The 11,491-nt window shown below is 72.1% G+C and carries 11 protein-coding genes; 4 read left to right on the top strand and 7 right to left on the bottom strand.

The window, feature by feature from the left end:
- The 5 genes from HD595_RS31190 to HD595_RS31170 are packed head-to-tail and all read right to left on the bottom strand — an operon-like array spanning position 1 to position 5,496.
- Positions 1 to 891 (bottom strand): ABC transporter ATP-binding protein, encoded by an 891-nt coding sequence (locus HD595_RS31190; protein WP_253781377.1) that lies wholly within the window; start codon positions 889 to 891, stop codon positions 1 to 3.
- A gap of 14 nt (positions 892 to 905) precedes the next feature.
- Positions 906 to 1,847: an ABC transporter ATP-binding protein gene (locus tag HD595_RS31185; RefSeq protein ID WP_253775233.1), complete on the bottom strand. Its 942-nt coding sequence runs from the start codon at positions 1,845 to 1,847 to the stop codon at positions 906 to 908.
- Positions 1,844 to 2,731: an ABC transporter permease gene (locus tag HD595_RS31180; protein ID WP_253775231.1), complete on the bottom strand. Its 888-nt coding sequence runs from the start codon at positions 2,729 to 2,731 to the stop codon at positions 1,844 to 1,846. The genes HD595_RS31185 and HD595_RS31180 overlap by 4 nt, the downstream gene beginning before the upstream one ends.
- Positions 2,728 to 3,723, bottom strand: a complete 996-nt coding sequence (locus HD595_RS31175; protein WP_253775229.1) for an ABC transporter permease — start codon at positions 3,721 to 3,723, stop codon at positions 2,728 to 2,730. The genes HD595_RS31180 and HD595_RS31175 overlap by 4 nt, the downstream gene beginning before the upstream one ends.
- Positions 3,724 to 3,738: 15 nt before the next feature.
- A complete protein-coding gene (locus HD595_RS31170; protein ID WP_253775227.1) occupies positions 3,739 to 5,496 on the bottom strand; it encodes an ABC transporter substrate-binding protein in 1,758 nt (585 codons plus the stop codon).
- Between the two features lie 272 nt (positions 5,497 to 5,768).
- On the opposite strand from HD595_RS31170, the gene HD595_RS31165 reads away from it, so the two are divergent.
- From HD595_RS31165 to HD595_RS31150, 4 genes are all read left to right on the top strand, one after another.
- Positions 5,769 to 6,794 carry a LacI family DNA-binding transcriptional regulator gene (locus HD595_RS31165; RefSeq protein WP_253775225.1) on the top strand — a complete coding sequence of 342 codons (1,026 nt, stop codon included), beginning with the start codon at positions 5,769 to 5,771 and terminating at the stop codon, positions 6,792 to 6,794.
- A 77-nt stretch (positions 6,795 to 6,871) separates the two neighbouring features.
- Complete coding sequence (locus tag HD595_RS31160; protein WP_253775223.1) at positions 6,872 to 8,374, top strand: sugar ABC transporter ATP-binding protein; 1,503 nt, start codon at positions 6,872 to 6,874, stop codon at positions 8,372 to 8,374.
- The gene (locus tag HD595_RS31155) at positions 8,364 to 9,329 is read left to right on the top strand and encodes an ABC transporter permease (protein ID WP_253775221.1); all 966 of its coding nucleotides are present in this window, start codon (positions 8,364 to 8,366) and stop codon (positions 9,327 to 9,329) included. Before HD595_RS31160 ends, HD595_RS31155 begins: the two co-directional genes overlap by 11 nt.
- Before the next feature lie 13 nt (positions 9,330 to 9,342).
- Positions 9,343 to 10,314 carry a substrate-binding domain-containing protein gene (locus HD595_RS31150; protein WP_253775220.1) on the top strand — a complete coding sequence of 324 codons (972 nt, stop codon included), beginning with the start codon at positions 9,343 to 9,345 and terminating at the stop codon, positions 10,312 to 10,314.
- 13 nt (positions 10,315 to 10,327) lie between these two features.
- On the opposite strand, the gene HD595_RS31145 is transcribed toward HD595_RS31150, so the two are convergent.
- Together HD595_RS31145 and HD595_RS31140 are read right to left on the bottom strand one after the other, a co-directional pair.
- The gene (locus HD595_RS31145) at positions 10,328 to 10,750 is read right to left on the bottom strand and encodes a tautomerase family protein (RefSeq protein ID WP_253775218.1); all 423 of its coding nucleotides are present in this window, start codon (positions 10,748 to 10,750) and stop codon (positions 10,328 to 10,330) included.
- A gap of 11 nt (positions 10,751 to 10,761) precedes the next feature.
- Entirely contained in the window at positions 10,762 to 11,463 is a 702-nt protein-coding gene (locus tag HD595_RS31140; protein WP_253775216.1) for an SDR family oxidoreductase, read from the bottom strand.
- Positions 11,464 to 11,491: the final 28 nt, after the last annotated feature.

Genomic DNA, 11,491 nt, shown 5'->3' with positions numbered 1-11,491 from the left:
TCAAGGAACGTCTCCTCGGCAGTCGCTGAGCCGGGCGCAGGCCACGAAGTGCCCCGGCGTGGCCTCCGCCAGCCCTCCGGTGCCGCCCACGTCGTGGTAGGGGCAGGATCGCACCTCGGGCGCGTCCTCCCAGGGAGCGTGCAGCCGGGGCACGGCCGCCAGCAGCCGGCGGGTGTAGGGGTGCAGCGGGTCGCCGAACACCTGCTCGGTCGGGCCGCGCTCCACGACCGTGCCGCGCCACAGCACGACGGTCCGCTCGGCGAGGTAGGTGCCGAGCGCGAGGTCGTGCGTGACGTACAGCACGGCCAGACCGCGGGTCTTGAGGTCGGCCAGCAGGTTCAGCACGTCGACGCGGGTGGAGGCGTCGAGCATGCTGGTGATCTCGTCGGCGACGAGCAGCTTGAGGTCCAGCAGCAGCGCGCGGGCGATGAGCAGGCGCTGGAGCTGGCCGCCGCTGAGCTGGTGGGGGTACTTGCCGAGGACCTCCCCGGGGTTGAGGCGGACGTCGCGCACGGCCGCGCGGACCCGCTCGGCCCACTCGTCCTCGGGCACGCCCGGATGGTACGTCTCCTTGATCAGCCGGAACACCCGGTCGGCCTTGAAGACCGGGTTGTAGCAGCTGAACGGGTCCTGGAAGACGCCCTGGACGGAGCGGTAGTAGGCGCGGCCGGGGCGGACGGGGGCGCCGGCGACGGTGATGGAGCCGCTCGTGACGGGGGTGAGGCCGAGGACCATGCGGCCGATCGTGGACTTGCCGCTGCCGCTCTCGCCGATGAGCGAGACCACCTCGCCGGCCCGGACGTCGAAGCTGACGCGGTCCACGGCGGTCACCGCCTTCCCGCCGAGGGCGCCGACGCGGTACGTCTTGGTGACGTCGTCGAGTTTCAGCATGTCGGGGGTGAGCATCAGACCTTCCAGCAGGCGACGTGGTGACCGGGGGCGACCTCGGTGACGGGCGGCCGCTCGGCGCAGCCGTCGTCGGCGAGGGGGCAGCGCTCGCGGAAGCGGCAGCCGGGCGGCGGGTCGAGCAGCGCGGGCGGGCTGCCGGCGATGCCGGTCAGCCGCCGGCCCGCGTGCCGGGCGCCGACCTCGGGCAGCGCGTCGACGAGCATGCGGGTGTACGGGTGGCGCGGCTGCTCGACCATGGTCTTGGCGGGCGCCTTCTCGGCGAGCATCCCCGCGTACATCACCATGATCGTGTCGGCGATGCGGGCGGTGAGGGCGAGGTCGTGGGTGATGAAGACCATGCTCCTGACGTGGCCGGCGTCGCGGAAGCCGGCCAGCGCCCGCGCGACCGCCTGCTGGGTGGAGACGTCGAGCGCGGAGGTGATCTCGTCGGCGATCAGCAGCGACGGGTCGAGCAGGGTCGAGACGACCATGACCACGCGCTGCTTCATGCCGCCGGACAGCTCGATCGGGTAGCGGTCGAGCACCTCGCGCGGCAGCCCGACCTGGCCGAGGCGCGTCTCCAGCTTGGCGCGGTCGAGGGTCTCGCCGCGCGAGCGTAGCAGCTCGGCCACCATGCGGCCGATCCTGCGGGTCGGGTTGAGCGCGCTCATCGAGTACTGCGGCACGAGCGAGACCTCGCGGAAGCGGAAGGCGTTCATGGCCCGGTCGTCGCCGATGGGCAGCTCGCGGCCGTCCAGCTCGACGGTGCCTCCGGCGTGGCGCATGCGGCCGTCCAGCCGGATGAGGCTCTTGCCGAGCGTCGTCTTGCCGCAGCCGGACTCGCCGGCCAGGCCGAGGATCTCGCCGTCGGCCACGGTGAACGACACGCCGTCGAGCGCCCGCACCTCGCCGCGCAGCGTCTGGTAGGAGACCCGCAGGTCGGTGACCGTCAGGCTCATGTCGTCCTCAGCTTCGGGTTGAAGACCTCGTCGAGGCCGACGTTGGCGACGTACAGGGCGCCGACGACGGCGGTGATCGCCGCGCCGGGCGGGACGAACCACCACCACAGGCCGAGCTGGAGAGCGCTCCACTGGGTGGCGTTCTGCAGCATCAGCCCGAGCGAGACGCCCTCGGTGGGGCCGAGGCCGATGAAGTCGAGGGAGGAGGCGATGAGGACGGAGCCGCCGAACAGCAGGATGAACGTCATGAACAGGTAGGAGCTCATGTTGGGCGCGATCTCGCGGGCGATGATCCGCCCCGTGCCGAGGCCGCTGAGCCGGGCCAGGTCCACGAAGTCGCGGGTGCGCAGCGAGAACGTCTGCGCCCGGACCGCGCGGGCCGCCCACGGCCAGGAGGTGAGCCCGATGAACAGGCCCTGCACGGCGACGCCCCGGATGCCGAGGTAGGCGTTGACGATGAGCAGCACCGCCAGGGTCGGGATGACGAGGATGACGTTGGTGAGCATGGTCAGCGCCTCGTCCAGCAGCCCGCCCCGGTAGCCGGCGGCGAAGCCGACCACCATCGCGATCAGCGCGGCGATGCCGCCGCCGAGCGCGCCGACGGCGAACGTGGTGCGCAGGCCGTGGACGAACTGGGTGAAGACGTCCTGGCCGAAGGTCGTGGTGCCGAACCAGTGCTCGGCCGACGGCGGCAGCATGGGCGCGGCGACGTACTCGTTGGGCGGGGCCGAGCCGAGCAGCAGCGGCCCGAGCAGGCCGGTCAGCAGCAGGACCAGCACGACGGCGAAGCCGGTGACCAGCTTGCCGTTGCGCACGGCGAAGTGCAGGGCCTCGCGCCGCACCGCGCGCGGCTCGGGCCGGGTCTCGGTGAGGGCCGCCGTCATCCCCGCGCCCCCGCCATTCCGGCCCGGGTACGGGGATCGACGACGACGTACACGAGGTCGATGACGAAGTTGGCCACGAGCACCCCGATCACGATGAACATGAACGTGCCCTGGAGGAGGAAGAAGTCCTGGTTCTGGATGGCCTTGAGGATGAGGCTGCCCAGGCCGGGATAGGAGAAGACGATCTCGGTGACGAGCGCGCCGGCCACCAGTACACCGAGCTGCAGGGCCAGCCCGGTGATCTGCGGCAGCAGGGCGTTGCGGAAGGCGTAGCGGCGGATCAGCCGGGCGGGCGCGCCGAGCGCGGCCAGGTAGGACGCGTAGTCCGACTCCAGCTCATAGATGATCATGTTGCGCATGCCGATGGCCCAGCCGCCGAGCGCGACCAGGAACAGCGACAGGAACGGCAGCACCCAGTGGTGCAGCAGGTCGAGCAGGAAGCCGGCGGTGAGGGAGGGCTGCAGGGAGAAGCTGTAGCCGCCGGCCACGGGGAACCAGCCGGCCACGACGCCCAGCCCCCAGGCGAGGATCACGGCCAGCCACATGTACGGCGTGGCGGTCAGGACGTACCCGAGGGGCAGGACGGTGTTGTCGAGCAGCCGGCGCCGCGCCGCGAACGCGCCGAGCCGGTTGCCGGCGACCCAGCTCAGCAGCACGGCCGGCACCATGAGCGCGAGCGTGTACGGCACGGCGCGCAGGATGACCGTGCTGACCGGGGTGGGGAACAGCCAGATGCTGATGCCGAAGTCGCCCCGCAGCAGCGTGCCCCAGAAGCTCGCGTACTGCTGCCACAGCGGCCGGTCGAGGCCGAACAGGTTCGTGTAGTAGGCCCGCATGGCCTCGGCGGCGGCGGGCTGGGAGACGCCGGCCCGGGCCACCATGCCGGCGACGGGGTCGCCCGGCATGAAGCGCGGGATCATCCAGTTGACGGTGACGGCGACCACGAAGGTCAGGGCGTAGACGAGCAGTTTCCTGCCGAAGTAACGACGCACGTGAGGGCTCCGGCGTTAGGAGGCTGCGGGCTGGATCTGGGTGAGGGTCTCGAAGCCGCCGAGCTCCATCCAGTTGCGCCACATGGCGGGCGCCGACTTGGGGGCGCCCGGCTTGGCCGACGGCCAGTTCTTCCACACGCTGACGCTGGACTGCGCCCACAGGCCGTTGTACCAGAGCGGGATGACCGGCATCTCGTCCAGATGGATCTGCTGGAGCTGGGAGATGATCGCCTTCATGCCCGCCGTGTCGTCGGTCCTGACCTGGTCGAGCCGCTGGACGAGCTGCCAGGCCCGCTTGTTCTCGTAGCGGCCGAAGTTGACGGTGTTCTGCGTCTTCTGGACGGGGAGCTGGAAGAGGTAGTCGTAGTAGGTCCAGGGCGTGTTGGACAGTTGCCGCTCGTTGTTGAGCAGCAGGTCGAAGTCGCCCTTGCCGCGCTTCTCGATGAGGGCGTTGAAGTCGGGGAAGTCGGGGGTGACGTCGATGCCGGCGGCCTTGGCGCCGGCCGCGATGGTGCGGGCGGCCTCCATCCAGTCGGTCCAGCCGGTGGGCACGATGAGGGTCAGCTTGATCTTGGCGCCGTCCTTGTCCTCCACGAGCCCGTCGCCGTCGCGGTCGCGGTAGCCGGCGTCGGCGAGCGTCTTCCTGGCCTTGGCGGTGTCGAAGGCGAAGCCGGCGCGGGCCACCACCGCCTGGTCGACGAACTGCTCCCACTGCGGCAGCAGCCCGGTCGGGCCGGCCGCCTTGACCAGGTTGCCGTACACGCCCTCGACGATCTTCTTGGTGTCGACGGACGAGGCGAGCGCCTTGCGGAAGGCCGGGTCGTCCATCGGCTTCTTACGGGTGTTGGGCACCAGCCAGGCGGTGTTGGCCGACAGCATGTACGGCGGCTGGTCGTAGTAGGACACGATGCCGAAGTTGCCCTTGACCAGGTTGGCGACGCCGGGCAGGAAGTTGTTGCTCAGGTCGAGGCCCTTCTGCAGCAGCATGCCCATGGCCACCTCGTTGCCGGGGGTGGCCACGTCCACGATGTAGCGGGGCTTCGGCTCGACCCCGAGCGCGCTCTTGCCCCACCAGTCGTCGCGCCGTTTCCAGACGACGCGGTCCTGGTCGTGGCTCTGGTAGGTGTAGGCGCCGGTGCCGACGGGCCTGTCGTTGACGCCGTTGAGCACGTCCTCCTCCGACCGGCCGGACCACAGGTGCTCGGGCACGATCGAGCGGCTGTAGAGGTTGAAGTCCCACTCCTGGTAGTTGGCGGTGGTGAAGGTGAAGCGCACGGTCCGCTCGTCCACGGCGTCGGCGCTCTTCAGCCAGTCCCACAGGTGGTGGTAGGGGCTGGTCGCCATCTTGCCGAGCCCGAAGGAGAAGGTGACGTCCTTGGCCGTCAGCGGCTTGCCGTCGGACCACTTCACGCCGGCGCGCAGCCTGGCCTCGTACACGGTGGGGCTGGTCCAGGAGCCGCTCTCGGCCAGCCACGGGACGAGCTTGGCGGCATTGGGGTCGTAGTGGAACAGGGTCTCGTAGACCAGGCCCTTGGTGCCGGTCGCGGAGTCCCACTCGCGGATGGGGTTGAAGTTGGCGGGCGGCCCCCACTGGGTGCCGGTGGTGTAGAGGGTCTCGTTGCGGGGCAGCGCTCCGGGGTTCGGCCCGCTCGTCCCCTGGGGACCCGGAGGGGCTGCCGTCGGGCCCACGGTGGGACCGCCGCCGGAGCACGCGGCGGCGGTCAGAGTCGCCGCCGCCAGGAGCGGGACGAGGATCGGCGTCCGCTTGCGCATCTGTGTCTCCTTCCCCCGCCGCGGCCTTCCGCGGCGGAGGCTCGACCGTCTGTGTCAGCCCCCGATTCGCCACCCGCCCGCATGAGAGCGCTCCCACTGAACCGGTGAAGTAACGCGAACGTAAAGTCACCCGGACGCCGCGTCAAGACCCCTCTTCGATCGAGCCGCCTCCGGCGCTCGACCCAGGTCGTGCCATCCGGGCGGCGCGGTAGTAGGGTTCGGGTGCACGAGTGGCTAACCGGTTCACTCGGCGGCGGACCGAGGGGTGGCCGGTGAAGCGACCGACGATCGCCGACATCGCGCGCCGGGCGGGCGTGTCCAAGGTGGCGGTCTCGTACGCCCTGAACGACCGGCCGGGGGTGTCGGAGGCCAGGCGCGCCGCGATCAAGGCGATCGCCGAGGAGATCGGCTGGCGGCCCAACAGCGCGGCGCGGGCGCTGAGCGGGGCGCGGGCCCGCTCGGTGGGGCTGACCCTGTGCCGGCCCGCGCGCATCCTCGGCGTGGAGCCGTTCTTCATGGAGCTGATCAGCGGCATCGAGGGCGTGCTCGCCGACCACTCGTACGCGCTGATGCTCCAGGTGGCCGCCACGCCCGAGCAGGAGGCGGAGGTCCACCGGCGCTGGTGGGGCGAGCGCCGGGTGGACGGCGCGATCCTCGTCGACCTGCGCTTCGACGACCCGCGCGTGAGCACGCTGGAGGAGCTGGGGCTGCCCGCGGTGGTGATCGGCCATCCGTCGCAGGCGGGCGCGCTGACGCCGGTCTGGTCCGACGACGCCGCGGCCGTCCGCGAGACCGTCGAGTGCCTCGCCGCGCTCGGCCACCGCCGCATCGCCCGGGTGGCGGGCCTGCCCGAGCTGGTCCACACCGCGCTGCGCGACCAGGCGTTCACCGCCGTGTGCGAGGAGCTCGGGCTGGAGTGGCACGCCATCATGCACACCGACTACACCGGCGGCGAGGGCGCCCGGGCCACGCGCCGCCTGGTCGGCTCGCCCACCCGGCCGACCGCCGTCGTCTACGACAACGACATCATGGCCGTGGCCGGCATGTCGGCGGCCCAGGAGATGCGGCTCGACGTGCCCGGCGACCTGTCGATCGTGGCCTGGGACGACTCGCCGCTGTCGCAGATCGTCCGGCCCGCGCTGAGCGCGCTCACCCGCGACATCCCCGCGTACGGGGCGCACGCGGCGCGCGCGCTGCTGGCGCTGATCGGCGGCGAGCTGGTCGAGGGCGTGCGCGACGAGGACGCCCGGCTCGTCCCGCGCGGGAGCACCGCCCCTCCCCCGGCAGTCCGCCCCTGACCTCCCGGGAACCCCGGCGGCGTACCTGACCTGTGCCTTTCAGGTTCGTACGGCCTGTTATCGGCAAGTATCACGACGTGACGGGGGACATTCTCCGGGCCGAGGGCCTGCGCAAACAGTTCCCGGGCGTCCTCGCCCTGGACGGGGTGGACCTGAGCCTGCGCGCGGGCGAGGTCCACGTGCTGCTGGGCGAGAACGGCGCCGGGAAGAGCACGCTCATCAAGATCCTGTCCGGCGCCTACCACCCCGACGGCGGCCGGGTGCTGATGGACGGGCGGCCGGTGCGGATCCGGTCGGCGGGCGACGCCCGGGCGCTCGGGATCGCCACCATCTACCAGGAGTTCAACCTGGTCCCCCAGCTCACGGTGGCCGAGAACCTGGCGCTCGGCCGCCCGCCGCGCCGCTTCGGCCTGGTGGACCGGGCCCGCATGGAACGGGACGCGGCCGGCCTGCTGGCCCGCGTGGACGTGCGCGTCGATCCGCGCACGCCCGTCGGCCGGCTCGGCATCGCGCGCATGCAGATGGTCGAGATCGCCAAGGCGCTGGCGCTGGAGGCGCGGATCCTCATCATGGACGAGCCGACCGCGGTGCTGACCACCGGCGAGGTCGAGAAGCTGTTCGCGATCGTCCGGCAGTTGCGCGACGAGGGCGTGTCGATCGTGTTCATCACCCACCACCTGGAGGAGATCCCGCAGATCGGCGACCGGGTGACCGTGCTGCGCGACGGCCGCTCCGTGGCCGAGGTGCCCGCCTCCACCCCGCACGACGAGCTGGTCCGCCTCATGGTGGGCCGCCCCATCGACCAGCAGTACCCGCGCAAGCGCGCCCGCCCCGGCGAGCCGCTGCTGAAGGTCAGGGGGCTGACCCGGCGGGGCGTGTTCGCGGACGTGTCGTTCGAGGTGCGCGCCGGTGAGGTGGTCGGCGTGGCCGGGCTCGTCGGCGCGGGCCGGACGGAGGTCGCGCGGGCGGTCTTCGGCGCCGACCACTACGACGCGGGCGAGGTCACCGTGAACGGCCGGCGGGTGCCGCCCGGGGACGTGCACGCGGCCATGGAGGCGGGGCTCGGCCTCGTCCCCGAGGACCGCAAGGGCCAGGGCCTGGTGCTGGGCGCCGCCGTGGCCGAGAACCTGGGCCTGGTCACCCTGCGCGACGCCACCCGGGCCGGCTTCGTGGACCGCAAGGGCCAGCGCAGCGCCGCCGCCAAGGTCGCCGGCCGGCTCGGCATCCGCATGGCGGGCCTCGACCAGGAGGTCCGCACCCTGTCCGGCGGCAACCAGCAGAAGGTGGTCATCGGCAAGTGGCTCGTGGCGGGGGCCCGCGTGCTCATCCTCGACGAGCCGACCCGGGGCGTCGACGTGGGCGCGCGGGTCGAGATCTACCAGCTTGTCAACGAGCTGACCGCCGCGGGCGACGCCGTCCTGATGATCTCCAGCGACCTGCCGGAGGTGCTCGGGATGAGCGACCGGATCCTCGTCATGGCGCGCGGCCGCCTCGTCGGCGAGCTCCCGGCCGCCGGCGCCACGCAGGACGACGTGATGGCGATGGCCGTCGCGGAGGTGGAGGGTGGCCGTGTCCAGTAACGTGCTCGTCCAGCGGCGCTCGCCGGTGGCGCTGTGGCTCGCCGAGAACGGCGCGCTGGTCGCGCTCGTCGTGCTCGTCGTCGGGCTGTCACTGCTGTCGTCCGACTTCCTCAGCGTCACCAACCTGCTCAACGTGGGCGTCCAGGCGGCCGTGACCGCGATCCTCGCGTTCGGCTCCACGTTCGTCATCGTCACCGGCGGCATCGACCTGTCGGTCGGGTCCGTGGCCGCGCTGTCGGCCATCGTGCTGGCCTGGGGCGCCACGCCCGCGGGCTGGCCGTGGCCGGTCGCCACCGTCGCGGGGCTGGCCGTGGGCGTGGCGTGCGGGCTGGTCAACGCCGTCCTCATCGCGTACGGCAAGCTGCCGCCGTTCATCGCCACCCTGGCCATGCTCGGCGTCGCCCGGGGCCTCGCCCTGGTGATCTCGCAGGGCAGCCCCATCGAGCTGCCGGCGCAGGTGGCGCACCTCGGCGACACGATCGGCCGCTACCTGCCCGTGCCCGTCATCGTCATGGTCGTCATGGGGGTCGTCGCGGCCGTGATCCTCAACCGCACGTACGCGGGCCGCGCCATGTACGCGATCGGGGGCAACGAGGAGGCCGCCCGGCTGTCCGGCATCAAGGTGGACCGGCAGAAGCTCATCACGTACGCGCTGTCGGGCGGGTTCGCCGCGGTGGCCGGCATCGTGCTGGCCAGCCGCCTGGCCTCGGCCCAGCCGCAGGCCGCCACCGGCTACGAGCTGGACGCGATCGCGGCCGTGGTCATCGGCGGGGCCAGCCTGTCCGGCGGCAAGGGACGGGCGCTCGGCACGTTCGTCGGGGCGCTCATCCTGGCCGTCCTGCGCAACGGGCTCAACCTGCTGTCGGTCTCGGCCTTCTGGCAGCAGGTGGTGATCGGCGTGGTCATCGCGCTCGCGGTCCTCGTCGACACCCTGCGCCGCAGGGAAACGTCCTAGGAGGGGGAAGATCATGCGGATTTCCGCGACAGTCCTGGCCACGGCCGCCCTGGTGGCGGGCCTGGCGGGGTGCGGCTCGTCCGGTGCGGCGGGCACGGCGGCCACGGCGGGCTCGTCCGGGGGCGGCTCGTCCGGCGGGGCCGGCGTCAAGATCGGCATGTCGGTGTCGACGCTGAACAACCCGTACTTCGTGCAGTTCAGGGACGGCGCGCAGGCCGCGGCCGCCCGGCTCGGCGTCGCGCTGACCGTCACCGACGCCCAGAACGACGCCTCGCAGCAGGTCAACCAGGTGCAGAACTTCACCAGCCAGAGCATGAAGGCGATCATCATCAACCCGGTCGACTCCGACGCGGCGGCGCCCGCGGTCAAGGCCGCCGACCGCGTCTCCATCCCGGTGATCGCCGCCGACCGCGGCGTCAACGGCGCCGAGGTCGCCCAGACCGTCGCCTCCGACAACGTGGCGGGCGGCCGGTACGCGGCCCAGGAGCTGGCCAAGGCGGTGGGCGGGAGCGGCAAGGTGGTGGTCCTGCAGGGGGTGCCCGGCACGTCCGCCAGCCGTGACCGCGGCCAGGGCTTCACCGAGGGCATCAAGGCGTTCCCGGGCGTCCAGGTGGTCGCCCAGCAGCCGGCCGACTTCGACCGCACCAAGGGCCTGGACGTCATGACGAACCTGCTCCAGTCGCACCCCGACCTGAAGGGCGTGTTCGCCGAGAACGACGAGATGGCGCTCGGCGCGATCAAGGCGCTCGGCGCCAAGGCCGGTCAGCAGGTCAAGGTGGTCGGCTTCGACGGCACGCCCGACGGGCTGAAGGCGGTCGCGGCGGGCACCATGACCGCGACGATCGCCCAGCAGCCGAAGCTGCTCGGCCAGCGGGCCGTGGAGGCCGCGGTGCGGGCGGCCAACGGCGAGACGATCGCGAAGACGGTGGCCGTGCCGGTGAAGATCGCCACGAAGGCCAACGTCGCCGAGTTCCAGACGTCCTGACCGGTGCGCGGGTTCAGTAGGGCACGGGCCGGTTCTCGCGCGCCCAGCGCCGTTCCGCCTCCGTGCCCGTGGGCGGCGGCCACAGCCCGTCGATCATCCACAGGTCCCGTGGGGTCTCGTCGACGTGGAACTCGCAGTGCAGTCCGCGGTCGAGGGTGTGCGGGGCCAGCAGGCGGCTCAGCGCCTCGCTCATCCGCTCGCGCAGGCCGGGATCCTCGGCGTGGCGGGCGATGTGCTCGACCACGATCCGCACGGTGTCGTCCGACGGCTCGCCGCCGACCAGGAACGAGGCCCGCGGGATCTCGTGGAACAGCGTGACGACGTAGAACCTCGGCAGCCCGTGCCGGGCGTAGAACTCGGTGACGTCCTCGGCGAGCTCGCGCTTCTGCTGCTCGGAGTAGGCGCCGGCGGGGTGGTGGATGTGCCAGAGCGGCATCGCCTTCTCCTTCAACGTCCGATGGGCAGGGTGAGTCCTTCGACCGGGCCGGACAGCGCCGCCTTGATCTGCCGGCTGACCGCGTCGACGAGCACCTCGGTGGCGCCGTTCTCGATGCCGTCCAGGACCGCTTCGGCGACCTCGGCGGGCGAGATCTTCGCGGCCGGGAACTCCGCCACCATGTCCGTGTCGGCCAGACCGAGGTGGACGCCGACGACCTGGGTGCCCTGCGGCGCCAGCTCCACGCGCAGGGCGTTGGTCATCGACCACAGCGCGGCCTTGGAGGCGCCGTAGGCTCCGGCGCCGACGGCCCAGGAGAGCACGGAGTGCATGTCCACCAGCGCTCCGCCGCCGTTCGCCGCGAGGATCGGGGCGAAGCCCTGCGCCACCCGGAGCGCGCCGAACACGTTCGTCTCGAACGTCGCGACCACGTCCGCCATGTCGGCCGTCAGCAGGGGCGAGGGGTACAGGACTCCCGCGTTGTTGAAGACGATGTCCACGTCCCGGGCCTGGGCGGCGAGGGCCGAGACCGCGTCGGGGTCGGTGACGTCGAGGGGGACGGGCCGGATCCGCGGGTCGTGGGCGGGGGCGGGCTTGCGTGCGGTCACGTAGACCTTCTCCGCGCCGCGCTCCAGGAGCGCGTCCGCGAACGCCCTGCCGAGGCCGCGCTGGCCGCCGGTCACCAGCGCCACGGAATCTCTGATCGCCACCATGGGGACCTCCTTCTGACTTCCGGTTAGA

Origin of the sequence: Nonomuraea roseoviolacea subsp. carminata (genome assembly GCF_024172185.1) — a bacterium.
In the GTDB taxonomy this organism is placed as follows: Bacteria; Actinomycetota; Actinomycetes; order Streptosporangiales; family Streptosporangiaceae; genus Nonomuraea; species Nonomuraea roseoviolacea.
This window is presented reverse-complemented; position numbering and strand designations above follow the sequence as displayed.

Excerpts from the sequence above, each read along its gene's own strand:
- HD595_RS31190 (WP_253781377.1), bottom strand. The coding sequence starts at position 891 with ATGCTGAAACTCGACGACGTCACCAAGACGTACCGCGTCGGCGCCCTC.
- HD595_RS31185 (WP_253775233.1), bottom strand. The coding sequence starts at position 1,847 with ATGAGCCTGACGGTCACCGACCTGCGGGTCTCCTACCAGACGCTGCGC.
- HD595_RS31180 (WP_253775231.1), bottom strand. The coding sequence starts at position 2,731 with ATGACGGCGGCCCTCACCGAGACCCGGCCCGAGCCGCGCGCGGTGCGG.
- HD595_RS31170 (WP_253775227.1), bottom strand. The coding sequence starts at position 5,496 with ATGCGCAAGCGGACGCCGATCCTCGTCCCGCTCCTGGCGGCGGCGACT.
- HD595_RS31150 (WP_253775220.1), top strand. The coding sequence starts at position 9,343 with ATGCGGATTTCCGCGACAGTCCTGGCCACGGCCGCCCTGGTGGCGGGC.
- HD595_RS31145 (WP_253775218.1), bottom strand. The coding sequence starts at position 10,750 with ATGCCGCTCTGGCACATCCACCACCCCGCCGGCGCCTACTCCGAGCAG.
- HD595_RS31140 (WP_253775216.1), bottom strand. The coding sequence starts at position 11,463 with ATGGTGGCGATCAGAGATTCCGTGGCGCTGGTGACCGGCGGCCAGCGC.